We start from the raw sequence: 19,901 nt of genomic DNA on the forward strand, positions 1-19,901 counted from the left end.
ACTCCGTGTATTTATTCCTACTCCTAAATCGTCTGTGAGGATAATTTTCATCGTTGCCATATAAGTATAGTTTTTTCCTGAATTTAATCATTTTTGCACAGATTATTTACAGTAAGAAACAAAATATAAAGAGTTGTCGGATTTGAGATTGGAGTATGAGAATTTGGCAAATCAAATGAATGTAGAAAGACAGAAGTTGCAGGATAATGTTCGAGAGAATCAACTTCAAAAATTTCTTGATGGGCAATACATAGATAATCATAGTATTTCTGGAATTGGACCATCAAGAAAGGCAACACTTAGTTCATTTGGCGTTGAAACCGCGGCGGATGTTACTTGGAATCAAATAATAAATATTCCAGGTTTTGGATCAACATTCACAAGAGAGTTAGTAGATTGGCGTAAAAGTTTAGAGAGGCGTTTTGTATTTGATCCATCAAAAGGGGTAAATCCTGCTGATATTGCAGCCCTTAATCAACGTTTTTCTCATAGAAGAAAACAAATTGAAGTAAGTCTATTGGCTGGTCCTGAACAATTAATTAATATTAGAGATTCGGTATTGGAATACAGGAAATTTTTCCCGATGGTACAACAAGCTGCGCAGCAATTAGCTCAGGCCGAGGCGGATTTGTCCTTATTAAAATAATGTTACTTTACATTTATAATGCGGGCTATCAAACAGGCAATTGACCCCAACAACCTGATGAATCCAGGGAAATTGCTGCCTGCTGGTTAAAAAATTAGATTCGCTTTCTTGCCCATATCCCGACGGGCAATTTTTAGACTTTTTTTAGGTTGAAAATCTAATCCATGCCTTTTAACCGTATATTTAGATAGTCCTAACTTGCTGTCTGTGCACCATTCTATCGCCATATTGTTGTTTGCTCAAAATGCAAAAAAAGACGCCCTTGATAAGAAAAAGGGGTGGAGCAGTACCTTACGTCAAACAACAGCGGTTTTTGAATTGCTCACCAAGCGCACACTACAAACAGTCAGGGCGACTCATTTACCCTTTTTTCTGTCTTCCGATGTAGGCAATGACTCCGAATCCTTTGGTAGTCAATTGGCGTCTTCCGTCAAGGAGGTTTTTGAAAAAGGCTTTCAATCAGTCATTTGTATAGGGAATGATTGCCCTCAACTGACTTTAGAATTGCTACAGAAGACCTCAATTCATTTACAAAACGGACAATCGGTAGTAGGGCCAGATAATCGCGGCGGAGCTTATCTGATCGGCATTCAAAAAGAAGATTTTCAAGCGAAAATCTTTGAAAATCTGTCTTGGCAAACTGCTGAATTAAGGGAGAATTTAGTACAAATGTTGGGAAGGGAAACTCAATTATTGCCCATATTTTCCGATATTAACGCCGAAATAGACTTACATGATTGGGCTAAAAAAGCCAAGTCATTCGGCGAGTTATTGCTGTCGTTGTTAGTACAGTTATCTCCCGCGGCTGTTTTTCAGCCTATCTTCACTTTCGCATTTTCTTCCACTTCTTATCGTTTGCGTCCTCCTCCTGTCTTGGTTTCATAGGAGAAAAATCAGTATCGTGTCTGTATGCCTTATCGGCTAAAATTGCGTTTCTCCAACGCAGTCTTTGTCCTATGTTGTGTATTCAATTTTATCCAAACCATTTTCGTATGTACAATCGTTTTTTACTAACTTTTCTTCTGTTACTTGTTGCGGGAATTTTGCACGCACAGACCTCACTTGAAGTGACAGTGAACAGCCTTCTCTACAAAAAAAACGTAAAAGGTATTGCTGTATTTGCCCAAAAATCGGGTGCCGTCCTGCGCGACTCGGCCGTAACGGATAAAAACGGAGTAGTCGTTTTTGATAAATTGGAGGCCAACCAACCGTATCGAATTTTTACGAAAGAGTCGGAAGAATTTGATATTTCTGAGGTAACAAATGTGGTCTTGCAACCCAATCAAAAAAATACAGCAACGCTTTCGCTCCCGGCCCGCCGTCAGACCGCTTTGGAAGAGGTGGTAATTACGGAAACAAAGGCAGCCAAACTCAACACCCAAAACGCGGAAGTGTCGTCGGTCGTAACCAAACGCGAACTGCAAAGTCTGCCGATAGAAGGGCGCGATATTACCCGGGCCTTGGTTCGACTTCCCAATCTTTCGGTAGCGAGTTTGGGTTATGCCGAAGCTCCCAATGTCAGCATTAACGGCCTCAATGGGATTTATACCAATTATCTCATTGACGGGATGGACAATAACGAGCGTTTTTTAGGGAATGTAAAATTTAACCCGCCCGTAGGTTTTACGGAATCAGTACAGGTATTGACCAACAACTATTCGGTAGAGTGGGGGAATACCAGTAATGGAATTGTCAGTGTAACAACGCGTTCCGGAACGAACCAACTGACCGGAGAACTGTTTTACCTGACGCGTCCCGGTTCGGTGATTGATGCTAAATCGCCTTATCCTACCCTTGATTTATCGGGTAATGCCGTCAAAGATGGGTTTCAGCGCCATCAGTTAGGTTTTGGATTAGGTGGTGCTTTGAAAAAAGACAAGACATTTTTCTACGTCAATTTTGAACAGACGTACGATAAAAAAGATAATCTTCTTCGGGTACCGCAACTCAATCTGAATGAGATTGTTACGGGACGGAACAGTTTTTCGTATTTCTCTACAAAATTAGATCAAAACTGGACTCATTCCTTCAAATCAAGTCTGCGCGTTAACGTGGGAAGTTTTGACATTGCCCGTCAGGGAGGAGGATTGGAAGGTGGGATTATCTTCCCGTCGGCAGGGGCCAAAATAGCGAACCGAACTTACTTGGTTGCCCTTAAAAACAATTATGTAATTCGGCCTAATTTGACGGGAGAAACCAACTATCAGATTTCGATGTTTCGCTGGAATTACCGGGTTCCCGACAACCCAACGGACCCTTCCGTTACGGTACAAGACCCGAGCGGAACGGCATTTGCGACTATTGGACAAACAGGTGCCATTTTTGACGATTTTGAACATACCCATCACCTTCAGCAAAAATTCACGCTTCGTACCGGCCGCCATGTCTTTAAAGCGGGTGGTGAATTTATTTCTTCCAATTTCGCACTTTTGGGCGGCGGAAATCAATACGGAACGTATACCGTGCGACTGACTCAGCTGCAATTGGATGCTTTGAAAGCTCAAAATATTGGCTCGGCGTTGAACGTCAACGACATTCCCCGTGATGCAAGCGTTCGTTCGTATGACGTCGAATTGCGTCCGACGACGTTTGGGAAGCGGCAAAATGTGTTGAGTCTTTATTTGGAGGATAATTTCAGCGTTTCCAATCGGTTGAAAGTAAGTTTGGGGTTACGTTATGATTATGACAATTTGACGAAATCAGGTGACACCAAAGGTGATTTGAACAACATTGCTCCGCGAACCAGTTTTAATTATCAACTCAATGACCGCACCGTAATTCGGGGTGGTTACGGAATTTTTTACGATAAAATCAAATACTCCGTTTACAGCGACAACTTGCAGTTCAGCAGCGATGCTCCCGACTTTAAGAAACAATTGGTTGAATTACAACGGCTTGGACTGTTGGATCCAAAAGCGGACTTAAACCGAATTACTTTCCCGGGCAATATCCGCGCAACCGCGCCCAATGTCAAGTATTTGGAAGGGCCTACGTTTGACCAACTGCAATTTCGTCGCAATCAGCAATTTAATGCCAATTTGCGCGTGATGAATCCGAACGGTTGGGACAATCCTTATTCGCACCAATTCTCATTGGGATTACAGCACAAGCCCTCACCGGATTATATTTTGAGCGTGGATTTGGTTCACGTTGCCACCAACAATTTATTCATCATTCGCAACCTCAATCCTGCTTCTCCGTACAAATTCACGAGCGATAAAGACGTAAAAACTCGCACCGTGGCACAAGCGGATTTAACCCGCCCCATACCCATCCGAACTGACAAAAATGGCTTTTATGCTTTGGCAGGAACAGATACATTACGCGGAATTGCGAGAAATGTGTTTATGACTGAGACCAAAGGGATTGCCCGCTATTATTCGGCGAGTGTAGTATTCCAAAAACTCAAAGGTCGTGACAAGTACGCGTATCGTTTGGGATATACGTTGTCGAGCATCAAAAGCAACACGGGAGGTATCAACACCCGGGCGCAGGATTCCAACGATTTTGATTTTGAATATGCTTACGATAACAACGACCGTCGACACGTGCTGAATGCTATGTTTGCCTATTATCCCATTCCAAGTCTGATGATTTCGCCCGCGTTACTATTGCAAAGCGGGCAGCCCATTACACGCCTGGCGGATGCAAAAGTGTACGGTACAACGGACTTAAACGGCGACGGTGAAAGTTTTGGGTTTACGTCAGATCTATATCCGGGCGAACGTCGCAACAGCGACCGATTGCCTTGGGCTAAGTCGTTGGATATATCGGTGAGATATACCATTTATATTCAGAAAAAGCCACGATTGGAGTTTGAAGCGGACGTTTTTAACGTCTTGAACACTCAAAATTTATCAGGTTTTAATGCTACTTTCGGGGCCAGTAATCAGTTTCAGTTAGGCCCTGTGGGTACGCCCCTCGTCGTTCGTTCTGCCGGGCCACCGCGCCAATTTCAGTTTGGACTGCGTTATTTGCTATAAAAAGATTCAAAACCGTATAAGACATATAAGTATAAGAAAGAATAACAGCAACTTATATTTTCTTTTATGTCTTATATGGTTTAAAAAAATCGTCCATCAACTATTGATTCCAATGCGAAAACTCACTTTTCTTTTTTGTTTTGTATCTGCTTTTACTTTTGCCCAAAAACGAGTTTGGTTTGATACGGATTTAATGATTGGTTTACCCGAACGCGCCCCGCGTGAAGTAGACGACGGAATTACGTTAATGATGGCGCTGCAACACCCCGATAAGATTGACTTAGCAGGCATCAGCACCGTTACGTACGCAGAGTATGGCTTCGAAACGGCCCAAAAATTCCTCAAATGGTATAGGCGTGGAAAAACAATTCCTGTGTACCGAGGCTCCGACAAAGCCAATGACTTAGGAGCCGAAAATGACGCTACGCGTGCATTGGCGGAAGCATTGAAGAAAGAGAAATTGACGATTTTGGCTATTGGACCCTTGACCAATATTGGAACGGTCGTTAAGAATCATCCCGAGTTAGCCTCGCAAATCGTGGAAGTGGTGGTATGTGCGGGACGTACGCCGGGTTACTCTTTCAAGCCTGGTTTGGAAAAAGTAATTGTCTTTGATTATAACTTTGAAAAGGATGTTGACTCCTTCAAAACAGTGTTGGATGCCGGTGTAAAAATGGTGCTTTCGGGGTTTGAATGCAGTGTTTATTTGTTTTTGGGAAAAACGGATTATGAATTCCTGAACAACGGTTTTGAAGGCGATAAATGGGTCTATGAACAATTACGTCCGTGGTCGCAACGGGGACAAAAACTCTTTGGGAATGACGGTTTTATCCCTTACGATGCCACGCCGTTGGGACACATCACCCATCCTCAATACTTCAAATATTACAAAGATATTCCCGTTCAAATCAACGTCAAAAAGAATGACGCTGCTTCGGGCATTGGCGGCGTACGCCCCGATGAGAAGCCATTTTTGGAAGTATCGTATGATTTTCAATCCAAATGGAAAGTGGACTATGCCTACAAAACCTTGCCCGGTTTTGAAGAAATTTTGATTGAATCACTTAAACGACAATTTGTGAAGTAGCCGGTCATTGATTCCTTTTATTCGTAAACTCCACGAGTTCACGAATAAAAGGAATTGTCTTAAGATAAACAGTTGCCATGCCATTCATGGCGTCGATAAAGGTAAAGTTGACTAATGGTTTGAGGGCTTTAGTCCTTACTAAACTGCTTGATTTATAGGTGTTTGTTTAGAAGCTTTTTTTGCGAGTTGACTCACGCGGTACACCATATAAATGCACAAAAGTGAAATCACTGACGCCACAATTCCCAGAGTGTTGTAATGTTCCAAAGGACTGAAATTGCCTTTTTGGTAGACAATCATACCCGCAGTGAACGAGGCAACTCCCCCCGCAATTTGCTGCAATGAAGAGTTGATACTCATAAATGCTCCTCGGTCCTGCATAACGGGTATTGCCGTTGTTAAGGTAGTGGCGGGTATCATCCGACTCATAATCCCCATCATCATCATCACATTAAAAATAATAATCGACCACAGCGGAATGGGTGGAAGGTTGGTATACACAAGAATCATAATAACCATCCAAACGGAAGCAATAGTAAAGAGTTTGAATTTGTCTACTTTGTCGCTCAAGCGTCCAATCAAAGGCATAATAATGAGCGAACCAACCCCAGAAACCATAAAGATAATGGGCAGTTGGTGCGGCGTTACCTTTAAATTGTTGATGGCATAAACGCTTCCAAATGGCATCATCATAAATCCGCCGATGGAGAGTAAAGCGGTTGCCAGAAAACCAATACGGTAATTTCGTTTGGCAACGGTATGCCATAAATGCATAAAAGCATTGCGGTCATTTTGCAGTTCAAGGTGTTTGGTAACGGGTTTCATGGCTTGCATGATAACTAAGGCAAGAATAGTACTTAGACCCACAATCATCAAAAAAGGCGATTTCCAGCCCCAAATGTTAGCCAAATACAGACTGATCGGAATCCCCAGTACTTGACTTGCCCCAAATCCCATTTGAACAAAGCCCATTACCCGACCCCGTTGCTGGAGGGTGAATAAATCGGTGATAATGGCCATACTGACAGACCCAATGACCCCGCCGAATAGACCGGTAATGATGCGGGCTGCAATAATGGATTCGTACGAATTGGCCAAACCGCAAAATAAAGTGCCACCGATAAAACCGATGTAGAAGAATAAAAGCAGTCTTTTACGGTCGAATCGGTCGGCAAAACCTGCCGTTAATAATCCAGAAATACCTGCGCTGAAGGCATAACTGGATACGACCCAACCAAATTGTGCGGGGGTGATTTTGAGGGATTTTATGAGGGAGTCGCCAAGCGGCGACATAACCATAAAGTCCAGTACTACAGTGAATTGGGTAAGGGCCAATAAGGCCACTGCCAATTTTTGATAGCTTGATAATGAAGTCGTTTTCGCTTGTTCCATGGGTTGTTGTTTAATTTGTTGTCAACGTCGGCTAGGACCGGGCCGCGGCGGCCGGGGCCGCCCGTGCGGTACCGTGTCCCCGTTTAAAACCTTGCCGACGTTATATTTCTTTACCCAAAAACTGGGCATATTGATTAATAGCTGCCGTTAGCGTAGCTTTGTCAAATGGGTTGATAAAATGAGAAGCTTCAACATCCACTTTATCTTTCTGAATGGTTCGTTTCCAAACACCCTCCACCTTTCCGTTGACCACGACGATGGGTTTGAAAATACCGTTACCCGTAATCGCCGCCTGATGATAGTCCGCTGAAAGCGAAGCGGTTCGGTCTTTGTAACTCACGATAAACTCATCAAAAGCAGGCAGTAAATGGACAGTGTCTTGCGGTTCGGGATGAAAATGGTTGGGCAACCAATAGGTTTGTTCTCCTATTTTTTCCGAAACCAAATTTGATTTTATCATTTCCAATCCCGCTCTTGCATCACTTACTTTCAGCCCCGACCACCATACAAAATCAGGCAGCGTTGCTGGACCGTGACTCATAAAATACCGCTTGGCCAATTCGGCCAGGGCTTCATCCCGAGCCAATGGTTTGGTAAATGGCACCCGTTCATCCATCAGCGCGTACGTAATCTGCTTCCCACGCATGGCACCACTGCAAACCAGTCCGTTTAGTTCGACATGAAACATCAGATGTGAACTTCGCAGATCGGAGGTGTTGATTCCTTCTTTCTCCAGTTCAGTCATTAATTCAGCCCGTGTCAGGTGCTTATTGCCTTCCAATGCTTTGGCGATAATAGCATCCGTGCGATTCAAAACAGCGCCGTTCAACTCCAACTGTCGGTACATATACGACACCAATTGCTGAACGTGAGGTGCCGTCAGTGCCAATATCCAACGAATATCCTGAGCCGCTACCAAATGCCAGGTGGGGCGTAAAATATGAGTGCGAACAATGGACCCTTCGTTGAGGGCCTGCTCAATACTTTCGTCTGTGGCATTGGGTAAACGCACCCCAATGGCCCATTTTGACATGGGGTAATCCTGAGCCTGCGCGGCTCCCAAATGCGCAACCACCTCAGCGGGTGTAGTAAAATTTGTGCCGATAATTCGCTGATTGTTAAGTCGTTGTTGGGCTATGTTTATGGCTGTCATAGGGGCCGATAGTTAGTCTTTCAGTTCCTCACATTCAAACCCTGCCCGCTGCACTGTTTCAATGATTTGTTCTTCTGAAATGCCTTCCGCTTCGATGCGAAGCACACAGTCGCAGTCCTCACAATCTACCGTCCAACGGTAAATTTGGGGCATTGAAACCAAAAGCGGTGCAATTTTCTCTTTGTCTTCCTGAGTTTTAATGGTTGTCCTGAAGACTAAAATTTGAAGTAGATTTTCCATACGATTATCCAAATTTTTGAATCATACGATAGTCCGACCAATTGAAATAGTATACTAAGAATGACACTCAACGCTATATAATCAAGCCATTAAATGAATTTAGAAGTTCCATTTTTGGTCAAAGATTTCCGAATAGGCTTGTCAATTTTAAAATTTGGCGAGTCTGACTCGTTTAATTTTTTTAAGGTTTCAGTGCTTTTAATACCAAATCAAGGGTTTGATCCATGATTTCTTCGGAAAACGCAAATGGTTTGCCTCCCATGCTGCGTCCTTCGTTGTGAAACCGAATTAAATTATACAAAGGTGAATACGCCACAGACCAGAAAACTTCAAGCGGCATGGGATTGAGTTCTTTGTGTTTGATGGCGTTTTTTACAAAGTGTCCCATGGAGGATTTAAAATCTTCAACAAAACTTTCCATTACTTTATCCCGAAAGGACGAACTGCGTATTTGCTCATAAAACTCCGTTTCCAGTTTATTTTCGATGGCATATTTTGCTCGGTTTCGCCATTGGATGCGCATTCCTTCGGCAAAAGGTAAATTTGGGTCAAAATCCTTCAAGATATTTTCACTGAATTTTTGCCCAATTTCAATGCCGATGCTCGTAATGAGGTCTTCTTTGTCTTTGTAATAAATGTAGAGCGTAGCAGGGGATACTTCGGCGGCTTTCGCCAATTTTTGCATACTGAATCCTTCAAATCCTTGACTGACAATTAGTTCCAGTGCTTTCTGCCGTACCAGTTGCTCTTTGTTTTCGTTACGTGTTCTCATAATGAATACAAATATAAATGAACGTTTGTTTATTTATGAGGAAATGTTCATTTATTTAATTTTTGTGCAAAAATTACGAAAGAACAGCTTCGGCGGCTTCCGCTCCTGTGGATACGGCACCTTCCATAAAGCCTTGCCAATCGGCAATGTGTTCGCCTGCGAAGTGAATATTGATGAATTTTGCTGCCAAAACGGGTCTAATGCCAAACCATTGCCCTTTGCCGTAAACGGCATAGCTACCTTTGGAATAGCGATCGGTTCCCCAATAATAATTAACCTGTTTTTGGAAATAATCTTCAGTGCGGGCAATTGGACGAAGGCTTTCTAAAACGATTTGTTTGCGAAACGTATCGTCATTCCAGCCAAAGACGTCGGCTTTCTCGCCAATGCTGTACGAAATAAGTGCCCCAAATTTAGAGGACTGGTTTTTGGTGGCGTGGTAGAAATAGTGGCCGGATGTATCGGTGATAAGATCAAAATCTTCCCGTCCCCAAAAACGTTCGCTAAACAACACCGCGTGTTTGTTGATACGGGCATATTGCAGGGCATTGATTGCATCCATTTTTTCTTTGGGCAGGGCAGGGGTAAATTTGATTTTTGCCAACGAAAATGTGGGAATGGTGCAGATAAGACGGTCAGCTTCAAACGTTTCACCGTTGGTGCAGGTAATTTTTACTTTACCATTTTTTTGTTCAATTGCTTCGACGTGGTAGCCGAGTTTTACTTTGTCGGGGCCGATGTGTTCGGTGATTTTTCGGGCTAATGTTCCATTCCCTCCTTTCATCTTGAAATCCATTTCATTTTTCTTGCTCGATTCGGCGTATTCCGACAGTGCCGAAAATCCTGACACGTGGCGAATACTTTCGCCAAAATCGGTGCTGTCTAAGAGTTCCCGCAAAAACAAATCGTTTTCAGGAATGCCGTTGTTGACCAAAAAACGCCACCAATCCATGCGGTCGAGTTCGCGTTGTTGGGCGTCGGATAGTTGGTTGAAGTTTTTTATAATTTCCTCAAAGCGTTTTTTCCATTCTTCCGTAAATTCCCATTGGTCACTGGGTTGGTAGCTGCCACGAAAAAGCAAATCGGTTTCAAACTGATTGTTAAGAAGCTCAATATCAAAGCGTTTGCAGAGTTTTTGTACTTCCTCGTGCGATTTTCCTACCCATTCAGCACCAAGTTCGACGCGTAAGTCGTGTACATCGTCCAGAACGTGCGTAAATACTCGTCCTCCCACGCGATTGCGAGACTCCAATACTACGAAATCAACTTTGGCATCGTGGAGTTTTAAGGCCGCCGATAGTCCTGCAAATCCTGCTCCCAAGACGATTACTCGGGCGGGTTTGGTGTGAATAGCTTGTGAAAAAGATTTTTCAGTAGTAAGGGTAGTGGCCCCGGCAACAGCGGCACCTAAACCAAGAAAAGTTCTGCGTTTCATAAGAGTTGGTTAGTAGAATTGAATACTCTAAGGCCAAATCTAACAACATTTTACAGTTCTTATCTTGGAGGACGGGTGGCATTTATTTAAAGGACGGAACAGAAGCAGAAAATCCTATAATTTCTTTTTTTAAAACTGTTACTTTCTCCTCTAAAAAACCCGTTTGTAGCCGTTGATGGTCTTTAAAATTCAACACCTGCCCATCGTTTCTGACAGCTTCTATTTTTGAAAAATCGAGCGTTTCAAGCAGCCAGCCTTCTTTTTGGGGGGGCATGGTATTGATAATTCCTTCTTCGGGAAGGTTTTTGTCGGCAGTGCAATAAAAGCCCGCGTAGCCGTAATTGATATCAACCGCAGGTGACCATGCAGCGTTGCCAACGGTCTGTGCAACAACGGTATACGCTTGATTTTCGAGCGCACGGGCGCGCGCGCCTGTGTGTACGCGAGTGGCACCGCGAATGGTTTCGGTACAACTTGGTGCTAAAAGCAGGGAAGCACCCGCAGAACTTAAGAGTTGTGAGCCCAAACCAAATTCGACATCGTAGCAAAGCTGAATTCCAAAATTTCCCCAAGACGCTTCAAAAAGCGTGAGCGTTTTGGGCGCCGTTTCAATTCCCCATTCTTCATCTTCAAAGCGCGTCATGAAAAATTTGTCTTGGTAGCCGACCAAACCCTTTGGGGAGAATACAAAGGCTCGATTGTGTTTTTTGCCGTTTTCAACAACGGGTAAACTTGGCGCCACGATAATGACTTGATACTGATGAGCCAAGTTGGCAAATACTTCGCAAAAATCACTTTTTAACGAATCCAACTCAATCACCTGTTGACGAATATTTTGGCGAATTTCCTCGGAAAAAATACTGACCAATTCCATAGAGCCGTATTCAGGAAAGAGCAACAATTGAGCCTTTTGTTGAGCGGCCTGAGCGACCCATTTCTCCGTGTGTTTCCGCCAATCGCTGAATGTTTTGTGCTCCGTTATCGGATATTGGGCTGCTGCAATGGTTACTGTCATTGAGTATTGATTAGAATGCTGATTATTAAGATTATCATGATGCAATTATGTTTTTAAAATCGTAAATGTCTTAATAATCAACATTTTATAGTTAATTTCTAACAATGTTAAGAAGTATGCTTTTGTTAAGTTTAATCTAAATTACGCATCCAATAGACCATTTTTTTTGCAGTGGGTTGCGTCTGCCCAATGTCCAGCCATTCAAAGGTGCTTTGCAGTGTTGGCTGTTTTTGGTAGCCTCTTTTTGTCCAAAATGCATCATTGGGACGGTAATCCTGAGGCTGCGCGGGGTGATTTTCAGCACGCTCAACGGCACAGAAGCAGGTCGTAGTGTAGGTGCCAAAACGACGGGCGTGGGCTTCGCGCTCGTCAAAAAAACGATGCCCTAATCCTATCCCTCGATAGGAAGGCAACAGGATACTTTCGCCAAAATAGAAAATAGAATCGAGGTTAAAACCGACCTGCTCGAAGGGTAATCGAACGTCGTCCGTTTCGTCAACGAGGGGAGTGCAAGTTGTAGCACCTACCATTTTTGAACCATCATAAACGGCGAACAAAAACGCACGAGGCGAATCAGCATACGTTTGGAGGTATTCCATTTCGTGGGTTAGCGTGCCTTCGTATAAATAAGGAAAATCACTAAAAACAGCGATGCGCAACTGTCCCAAGTCTTCAAAAACAGAAGCAATCTCCGGTCCGTGTTTGGTAATGAATGTAAGATTTTGTGACATTACGAGACTAATTTTATCCAAAGCGGCAAATTATAATACGTAGTCACGCGGGTGATCTTTCCTTCTTTTACTTCCAAAAAAGCTCCTGCGGGTAAAATGTACGTTTGGCCGTGGGCGGGAGGAAGGCCTTCTTCCGCCTGTTTATAAACGCCGTTTACCACAAACTCAGCCGCGATGCGCGTGTCGTCAGAAGAAGTGAAGAAAACCAGTTCGGTTAATATTTCTTCGTAGGCTTCGTCCATTTTTTGCATGAATTCGGTAAACTTTTCATTGCCGATTCTGACATCGCCTTGGTTGGGTTCGTGGCGTACTTCGGAATGCAACAGGCTCAACATTCCTTCCCAATTTTTTTGATTGAAATAAGCGTAATACCGGTTTACAATGTCTAATGCAGTCATTTTAGAGATAAAGTAGTGAATGAAAAGGTAACTGCTTTTTAGAGGTTGTCAGTTCCTTTGATTGGATTTTTGGCAAAAAAACAGCCAACTGTTTCCAATCGGCTGAAAAATAACTTAGACTCATATTATTGAAATACTTCCAGTAAATCTATACTGACGTCATTGGTAGGATCTGCCAGGATTTCATCGTGAAAAACCTTAATTTTTTTGTCCGGTGTCAGCAGAAAAATGGTGCTCATGGCGGGCTGTACAAACCAACATGATTGTATTCCTGCTTTGAAATATACTTCAAACTTTTCCAATAAATCTTCTGTCCCTTGGGTGGGCGACAGGATTTCAATGGCAGTCAGCGGCAGTTGCTTTACGCGAATTTCATCATGTAAGCTATCAAAATTCATTAACGGATAAATACAAATATCAGGAGTATAATCGTCTCCTTCAATCTCTATTCTAAGTTCAGTAATGATGCGAAACTTCTTTCGGTAATCAGCATATAGAAGACCGGTAATATTGGTCTGAATAATTCCGTGATTTTTACTCGGCATGGGTTTGCGACGTTCAATTTCGTAGGCTGAAAGAGGGAGGGCTATTGCTGCTTCCATATCAAAAGATGTTTTTTTCAAAAATAACAATTTTGATAGAGTAATTCATTCAAACTATGTAAAACTAAGTCACAAAAAAACAGCCGACTGTTCTCAATCGGCTGTTTTTTGAAGTACCAGATTCCTAAGGAAAGACAAATGGAGTTTTATTTTTCTCCTGACATTTTACCTGTTTTAGTAGCAGGAGGAGTAGCAGGGGCATTTTTAACGTATTTGTCTAACCAGCCGTTCATCTCGTACAACATGTGTAAAAGGGATTCTTTGGCGGTGTATCCGTGGCTTTCGTACGGTAAAAATACCAATTTAGCCGTGGCACCCATGCCTTTGAGGGCATTGTAGTAACGTTCCGATTGAATAGGAAATGTGCCGGTGTTGTTATCAGCTTCGCCGTGGGTCATAAGCAGTGGCGTTTTGACTTTATCCACGTTCATGAACGGTGACATTTTATTATAAACATCCGGTGCCTGCCAGTAGGTACGTTGCTCATTTTGGAATCCAAACGGCGTTAATGTACGGTTGTACGCGCCTGAACGGGCAATTCCTGCTTTGAATAGATTGCTGTGGGACAATAAGTTGGCAGTCATAAATGCTCCGTAGGAGTGGCCACCTACGCCTACGCGATTTGCATCCACTACACCAAGACGTACCCCTTCGTCAATGGCCGCTTTAGCACTGGCAACCAACTGCTCAACGTAAGTATCGTTGGGTTCTTTATCGCCTTCGCCAACGATGGGGATAGAGGCATTTTCCAATACGGCATAACCCATGGTTACAAAAGCGGCTCCAGTCCAGTAGCTGATGCGGTTGAACTGATAAGGTGAGCCGTTAACCTGTCCGGCAGCGGCAGCATTTTTAAACTCGGCCGGATATGCCCACAAAAAGGTAGGCAGCGGTCCGTCTTCTTTTTTATAGCTGGGAGGCAACAACAACATGGCGGTCAAATCCACTCCATCGGGACGTTTGTAGCGCAACTGTTGCTTTTGAATTCCTTTGAATTGGGGATATGGATGCGGGAAAAAGGTAACTTGAGTCAAGGCCGGTTCAGCGGCTTTTTTGCCTTTCTTAGGAGCAGGTTTCAGATTACGGATGAAATAGTTCGGTTGCTCTTCCTGCGATTCGCGAGAGGTCAGAATCAATCCTTTTTCGGCGTTCAAAATACTGATGGGGCGCTCAAAAAACGGAGCTTCCGAGCGAAACAGGCGCTTGGCCTGTTTGGTAGTAAGGCTAAATAAATCTACAAAAGGGCGGTCGCCTTCGGGTGAAGCACCCTGACCGGTCAGATAGATTTCGTTGGTAGGTGTAATGTCCAATACGTATTCGCCGTACGCATTTTTCTTTAATTCGGGAGTACCCGGGTTGTTATAACGGTCTTCCGACGAACGGTCAAACAAGACGACAGGATTCGCAGGGCTGCTTGGATTTACTAGTTTGGTAATGATTTTGCGGGTAGCGTTCCAACGTTCTGAAAATAAAGCAGTTTGGTCATTTCCCCACGTTACGCCTCCAAAACGGTTGGCCGCTGAATAGATTTCTTTGGCTTCACTGCTGAAAGGAGCATCTAAGGTATAAACTACGTCACGAACGGCAACTTTCTTTTTAGGATCACCGCCGTCTTTGGCTTCTACCCAATACAAGGTAGCAGGTACATCATTACGCCAATTGTGGTTGCGCTGTCCTGAAGGAGCTGCGTCCTGTCCCCAAGGTACGTTTTCCTGCAAAGGAACGTCTGTCAGGGTTTTTATCAACGAACCGGCAGCGTCAAAAATATCCATTTTAGCAGGGAAACGATTGACGGTCACTAAGTAGGAAAACGGGCGGTGGATGGATTCGATAAACACAAAACGGCCATCGGGCGAAGGAGCGGTGGTAGCGATAAGCCCCATTGTTCCAATTTTTTGGACAACGCCGTCCAATCCGATTTTCATCGTTTGTGCCGTTGCATAATATTCAAATTGCTTTTCATCCGAAGGGCTTTTGAGCAAGTCCTGGTAAGTGGCAGCCTGTGCTTTAGTACCTAAGTTTTCCTGAACCGTGGGACCTGAAGGCACGCGGCTTATTTCGGGGGCGGGGCCTCGTTCGGCAGGGATTCCTCTAACGATGAATGATTTACTGTCGGAAACCCACTGGTAGGGAACTCCCAAGGAGGCGTTCAGCGCTACATCGCTTACTTTTTTGGCAACCGTAGTGGCCACATCGGCTACGTATAGTTCAATCTTCGTGTCGGTTGTGTTGGTAAATGCAATTTTGCTGTCGTCTGGCGACCATTGAATGAAGGAAAGTTGCGGATTGGCAGGCAAACCCGTTATCTGTACATCAGCGGCATTGGCCGATACCTGACGTAATTTAAGATTGTTCACAAACACCGCACGACTCGGACCGTTGGTGGCGGGATTAATTCGCAAGCCGGCAATTCGAAGTTCGGGTTGAGAAAGTTCGGCAATGGTAGTAGTTGCCGTGTTTCTTTCCGAAATCAGCATCCATTGACCTTTGCTGTCCACGCTGACCGTGGGAGTAGGAGGGGCCGTTACTAAATCGGCTAAGGGCTTGGGAGGGGTTTGGTAGCCCGTGTTGTCTTGGGCAAAAGCAGTTAATCCGCTTAGGCACAGTACGTACAGTAATCGGTTTCTCATTTAGATTTAGTTGTTTTGAAGTGGTTGATTTGCTTACTTTTACTCTTCTACTTTGAAGCGCCCAAAAAAGCCGGAGCCTTTCCCGAGTTGTTCTTCCATATCGCTGAGTTCAATTTTAAGGGCATGGATGGAAAGGGAAATTTCCCAGATGGATAAGCTTAACGCGAGTATTTGTAACAATAAAGCGATGAAAAATAACACTTGCGCGGCATATTGATACTGTAAATAGATGAAAAGCATCGAAACCGCGCTCAACAGCAGGCTCGACACGATGATAAACTGAATATTTCGAATGATATGCACCCGTCGGTGTAGATGTTTGATCTGATCTACGTAGTTAGAATCAGGGCTTTGGCGAAATTTATCGTGCAATTCCCGAATTAAACTGGCAATGGCCAGGTAGCGGTTGGTGAAGGCAATCATCATCAACGAAACCGTTGAAAATAAAATAGCTGGGGTACTGATGGTAAGCTCCATATTGAGAATGAAAGGATAGGCAAATGGGCGAAAAATTAGGGCATTTATGTCTTCTTTGTGTATTTTGCGATAAAAATTGGAAAATGAAAGAAAGCATATTTGACTCCCACAAATTTAACCTTTGGAAACGTCGTTTGTTAGGAAATGGCCTCGAAATTCATGCAATTGATGAAAAATATACCCGTCATAACAGCCATGGAGAGGCACTTTTTTCGCTGTTGATGTTGGATGCCACTACGCCGGAAGGCGATAAAATGCCCCCCATCTGTTTTATAAAAGGAGAGGTGTTGTGTGTATTGGTGTGTTTGATTGATGAAGTAACCAAAGAAAAATACCTTTTATTGGTGAAACAACGTCGTATTTGCGACGGTTCTATGACTTACGAACACCCTGCTGGTATGTTGGACAGCGAGTCGGATGCGTACAAAGTGGCGGCCAAAGAAGTGTGGGAAGAAACGGGTATTCAGTTGGAGAAAAGTCAATTAACTCAGCTGCTGGACTTTCCAACCTATCCTTCTACGGGTACAAGCGATGAGACCATGTATTATTTTTATTGTGAAATTGAACTACCTATAGAGAAAATCAAATCGTACGATGAGCGTTTTATGGGGGAAGCCTCCGAGCATGAGCGTATCATTACCTGCGTATTGCCTTTTGTGGAAGGACATCGTCTTATTAACAACGTCAACGGCATCTTATTAGACTTTCTATACCTGAAAGCGATTGGCGATTGGGATTTGATGAAAGCGCTATAGTGGCATGGTTTTTTATCGAACTATTTATCTAAGATGCCATTTGTAGGGTTTTAGATGAATTTTAAGGTAATGAACAAAATCATTAAAAATGAAAAAGATCAAAGAAATTGCTTCAAAATATCAGGTAAGTGAAGAAACCGTACGCACCTTGTTAGAAGGCCTCAAAGTTTCCGGTGGGCGACAGGTTCAGTTCAATATCAGAGAATTAGGCGGAATGGGGCAGTGGCAGTCGGGCGGCATGGTGTCGGGTGCGCAGCAGTTGCAAAGCAACAGCCTCAAAAATCTGAATTTCACCTATCCGGGCGGAACGGTCAGCCTGAAAGATTTGAAAAAAGTAAAATAAAATTCAAAGGTACTTGCCCATGAGCCGGCAAAGTAGTTTGTCGGCTCATGTCGTTTCCAGTCATTAAAAGCTAAACGCAGCTTTCTACCATTTCTGCAACCTCCTCTACAATTGGTTCTGTAGTCATAATACGCTTTCGGTGCTGAGTGCCCCATTCATTCATTTCATTGAGCACTTTTCGTAATGAATGCCCATACGGAGCCATTTCATATTCAACCATTACCGTGTCATAGACCGTTCGCTTTACTAATTGGTTCATTTCCAAGGCTCTCAGTTCCTTGGATAACATCCGTGGGGTGATGTGGGGAATGGCTCTTTCCAGTTCCTTAAAGCGTTTTTTTCCTTCCATTAATGAACCGAGAATGGGCAATTTCCATTTGCCGCTGATTACATCCAAACAATCCTGAATGGGTAAGGCATGCTCTGCGCATTTGTTTCTTTCGTGTTTTGCTGGCATAATTTGTTGTGGATGAGGTTTGTTGCTATACCAAAGTATAGTGGTATATTTTGGTATAGCAATTACTTATCTATAGCAAAGATATATACCTTTACTCTGTTACGCTATAAAAAAGAGCCTATTTCAGCAAAATAACGTTACAGAGATTTTTGTCCATTCACTCAATGACGTTTGAGGTTTGGTAAATTGGGAACCGTTTAGCATCTTGCTGAACGGTTTTTTTATTCACTAACTTATCCTTGTTTATGTCACTTGCTTCGACTACTGTTCTTGACCGCTTTCTACGCTATGTTCAAATTGATACACAATCGGATCCCAATTCGACCACGCAGCCTTCTACCGAAAAGCAGAAAGATTTGAGTCGATTATTGGTGACTGAACTTTTTGAAATGGGGGTTATGAATACGCATTTGGATGAGCATGGCTACGTATATGCGACCCTTCCGGCCAATACCAATAAGTTGAATGTGCCCGTCATCTGCTTTTGTTCCCACGTGGATACATCGCCTGATTGTTCGGGAAAAGGAGTAAAACCGATAGTGCACACCAATTGGGACGGCTCTGACATTGTTTTGCCCGAAGATACTTCGCAGGTGTTAAGCGTAAGCGAACATTCTGATTTACAGGCTCAAATCGGTAATGACATCGTAACGGCAAGCGGGACGACTCTGTTGGGAGCCGATAATAAAGCCGGCGTGGCCGAAATCATGGATGCTGTGTATTATTTGATAAATCATTCTGAAATCAAACACGGAACCATCAAAATCCTTTTTACTCCTGACGAAGAAATCGGACGAGGAACGGCCAAAGTGGACTTGGAAAAATTAGGCGCTGATTTTGGTTATACCATTGACGGCGAGAGCCTGGGAACTCTCGAAGACGAAACATTCAGTGCTGATGGCGTCAAAATCACGATTTACGGCGTAAGCACGCATCCGGGTTTTGCCAAAGGGAAACTCGAAAATGCCATTAAAATTGCCGCCGATGTAGTGGCTGCCTTACCCAAAGACTCACTTTCGCCCGAAACCACCGAAGAGATGGAAGGGTTTATTCACCCTACAAGCATTGAAGGGATTTTGGAAAAAGTGACGCTTGGATTCATTATTCGTGATTTCTCAGAATCTGGTTTGCACAAAAAAGAGGATTATTTACGAAGCATTTTGAATAAGGTCCTCGAAAATCACCCTAATTCACGCGCTGATTTTGAGGTAATTGAGCAGTATCGAAACATGAAAGAAGTACTTATCCAATTTCCTCGGGTAAGCGAATATGCTATGGAGGCTATCCAACGTAGCGGATTAACGCCTTTGCGCCGCAGTATTCGGGGCGGCACCGATGGTTCCCGTTTATCGTTTATGGGGTTGCCGTGTCCTAATATTTTCGCCGGGGAACACGCCTTTCATTCCAAACTTGAATGGGTGTCGGTTCAAGACATGCTAAAAGCCGTCGAAGTCATTGTGAACCTGTCTCAAGTCTGGGAAGAAAAGAGTTAAAATACCTTTCCTCCGAAGGGCTGTCCCGTGCGGGCAATGGTTTCAAAGGCGGTTTGATGATGAAGTATAAAGGCGACAAAACGTCGGAAAAGGTTTTTTCCAGAAATAACTTTAAAATTAGCTGTTATATATTCAAATTTAATCGTGTTCATGGTCTTATTTAAGTTGATGAATGTAGTGCAAAGTTCGGAATAATATAATCATTGGCCAAATAGTGAATTGGAATAGTGCAATTTTTGAAAATAGAAATGCCAATAAAGGGTAAAAGTTGTTGAGTGAGTACAGTAAGTTC

21 protein-coding genes are annotated in these 19,901 nt (G+C 43.5%); 8 read left to right on the forward strand and 13 right to left on the reverse strand.

All coding sequences use genetic code 11. The features are described from left to right. The first annotated feature begins 175 nt into the window (after positions 1–175). The 5 genes from Q0081_RS11845 to Q0081_RS11860 all read left to right on the forward strand — a co-directional run bounded on the left by Q0081_RS11845 (position 176) and on the right by Q0081_RS11860 (position 5,716). Entirely contained in the window at positions 176–646 is a 471-nt protein-coding gene (locus Q0081_RS11845; RefSeq protein WP_298353219.1) for a helix-hairpin-helix domain-containing protein, read from the forward strand. 18 nt (positions 647–664) lie between these two features. Further along, a complete protein-coding gene (locus tag Q0081_RS31870; protein WP_409034060.1) occupies positions 665–736 on the forward strand; it encodes an FAD-linked oxidase C-terminal domain-containing protein in 72 nt (23 codons plus the stop codon). A gap of 117 nt (positions 737–853) precedes the next feature. Then, a complete protein-coding gene (locus Q0081_RS11850) occupies positions 854–1,531 on the forward strand; it encodes a DUF2064 domain-containing protein (protein ID WP_298353222.1) in 678 nt (225 codons plus the stop codon). Positions 1,532–1,638: 107 nt separating this feature from the next. Continuing rightward, positions 1,639–4,629, forward strand: coding sequence for a TonB-dependent siderophore receptor (locus tag Q0081_RS11855; protein WP_298353225.1), 2,991 nt, complete (start codon positions 1,639–1,641; stop codon positions 4,627–4,629). Positions 4,630–4,741: 112 nt separating this feature from the next. Next, positions 4,742–5,716, forward strand: a complete 975-nt coding sequence (locus tag Q0081_RS11860; protein WP_298353228.1) for a nucleoside hydrolase — start codon at positions 4,742–4,744, stop codon at positions 5,714–5,716. Between the two features lie 138 nt (positions 5,717–5,854). On the opposite strand, the gene Q0081_RS11865 is transcribed toward Q0081_RS11860, so the two are convergent. The 11 genes from Q0081_RS11865 to Q0081_RS11915 form a co-directional block, all read right to left on the reverse strand. Beyond that, on the reverse strand, positions 5,855–7,108 hold the full coding sequence (locus Q0081_RS11865; RefSeq protein ID WP_298353230.1) for an MFS transporter: 1,254 nt from the start codon (positions 7,106–7,108) through the stop codon (positions 5,855–5,857). A gap of 100 nt (positions 7,109–7,208) precedes the next feature. Beyond that, positions 7,209–8,261 carry a winged helix DNA-binding domain-containing protein gene (locus Q0081_RS11870; RefSeq protein WP_298353233.1) on the reverse strand — a complete coding sequence of 351 codons (1,053 nt, stop codon included), beginning with the start codon at positions 8,259–8,261 and terminating at the stop codon, positions 7,209–7,211. 12 nt (positions 8,262–8,273) lie between these two features. Further along, positions 8,274–8,501, reverse strand: coding sequence for a hypothetical protein (locus tag Q0081_RS11875; RefSeq protein ID WP_298353235.1), 228 nt, complete (start codon positions 8,499–8,501; stop codon positions 8,274–8,276). 181 nt (positions 8,502–8,682) lie between these two features. Then, complete coding sequence (locus Q0081_RS11880) at positions 8,683–9,273, reverse strand: TetR/AcrR family transcriptional regulator (protein WP_298353239.1); 591 nt, start codon at positions 9,271–9,273, stop codon at positions 8,683–8,685. A gap of 73 nt (positions 9,274–9,346) precedes the next feature. Next, the gene (locus tag Q0081_RS11885; protein WP_298353242.1) at positions 9,347–10,708 is read right to left on the reverse strand and encodes an NAD(P)/FAD-dependent oxidoreductase; all 1,362 of its coding nucleotides are present in this window, start codon (positions 10,706–10,708) and stop codon (positions 9,347–9,349) included. 82 nt (positions 10,709–10,790) lie between these two features. Continuing rightward, entirely contained in the window at positions 10,791–11,723 is a 933-nt protein-coding gene (locus Q0081_RS11890) for a carbon-nitrogen hydrolase family protein (protein ID WP_298353245.1), read from the reverse strand. Between the two features lie 131 nt (positions 11,724–11,854). Beyond that, complete coding sequence (locus Q0081_RS11895) at positions 11,855–12,454, reverse strand: GNAT family N-acetyltransferase (protein WP_298353248.1); 600 nt, start codon at positions 12,452–12,454, stop codon at positions 11,855–11,857. Next, positions 12,454–12,852 carry a nuclear transport factor 2 family protein gene (locus tag Q0081_RS11900; protein ID WP_298353251.1) on the reverse strand — a complete coding sequence of 133 codons (399 nt, stop codon included), beginning with the start codon at positions 12,850–12,852 and terminating at the stop codon, positions 12,454–12,456. Before Q0081_RS11900 ends, Q0081_RS11895 begins: the two co-directional genes overlap by 1 nt. Positions 12,853–12,977: 125 nt before the next feature. Next, positions 12,978–13,475 carry a Uma2 family endonuclease gene (locus Q0081_RS11905; RefSeq protein WP_298353254.1) on the reverse strand — a complete coding sequence of 166 codons (498 nt, stop codon included), beginning with the start codon at positions 13,473–13,475 and terminating at the stop codon, positions 12,978–12,980. Positions 13,476–13,600: 125 nt separating this feature from the next. Further along, positions 13,601–16,084, reverse strand: a complete 2,484-nt coding sequence (locus Q0081_RS11910) for a prolyl oligopeptidase family serine peptidase (protein ID WP_298353257.1) — start codon at positions 16,082–16,084, stop codon at positions 13,601–13,603. A gap of 39 nt (positions 16,085–16,123) precedes the next feature. Continuing rightward, a complete protein-coding gene (locus tag Q0081_RS11915) occupies positions 16,124–16,561 on the reverse strand; it encodes a DUF2721 domain-containing protein (RefSeq protein WP_298353260.1) in 438 nt (145 codons plus the stop codon). An 83-nt stretch (positions 16,562–16,644) separates the two neighbouring features. Here Q0081_RS11915 and Q0081_RS11920 point away from each other — a divergent pair, with 83 nt between their 5' ends. Then, complete coding sequence (locus Q0081_RS11920; RefSeq protein ID WP_298353262.1) at positions 16,645–17,316, forward strand: NUDIX hydrolase; 672 nt, start codon at positions 16,645–16,647, stop codon at positions 17,314–17,316. Between the two features lie 88 nt (positions 17,317–17,404). After that, positions 17,405–17,659: a hypothetical protein gene (locus tag Q0081_RS11925; protein WP_298353264.1), complete on the forward strand. Its 255-nt coding sequence runs from the start codon at positions 17,405–17,407 to the stop codon at positions 17,657–17,659. A gap of 70 nt (positions 17,660–17,729) precedes the next feature. Here the strand turns inward: Q0081_RS11925 and Q0081_RS11930 are convergent, their stop codons facing one another. Next, positions 17,730–18,116, reverse strand: a complete 387-nt coding sequence (locus Q0081_RS11930; RefSeq protein WP_298353267.1) for a helix-turn-helix domain-containing protein — start codon at positions 18,114–18,116, stop codon at positions 17,730–17,732. Positions 18,117–18,361: 245 nt separating this feature from the next. On the opposite strand from Q0081_RS11930, the gene pepT reads away from it, so the two are divergent. After that, the gene (gene pepT / locus Q0081_RS11935; protein WP_298353270.1) at positions 18,362–19,609 is read left to right on the forward strand and encodes a peptidase T; all 1,248 of its coding nucleotides are present in this window, start codon (positions 18,362–18,364) and stop codon (positions 19,607–19,609) included. On the opposite strand, the gene Q0081_RS11940 is transcribed toward pepT, so the two are convergent. Beyond that, positions 19,606–19,761 (reverse strand): hypothetical protein, encoded by a 156-nt coding sequence (locus tag Q0081_RS11940; RefSeq protein WP_298353273.1) that lies wholly within the window; start codon positions 19,759–19,761, stop codon positions 19,606–19,608. The two genes, pepT and Q0081_RS11940, sit on opposite strands and share 4 nt — an antisense overlap. Positions 19,762–19,901: the final 140 nt, after the last annotated feature.

The sequence above is a fragment of the Runella sp. genome (assembly GCF_027484545.1).
In the GTDB taxonomy this organism is placed as follows: domain Bacteria; phylum Bacteroidota; class Bacteroidia; order Cytophagales; family Spirosomataceae; genus Runella.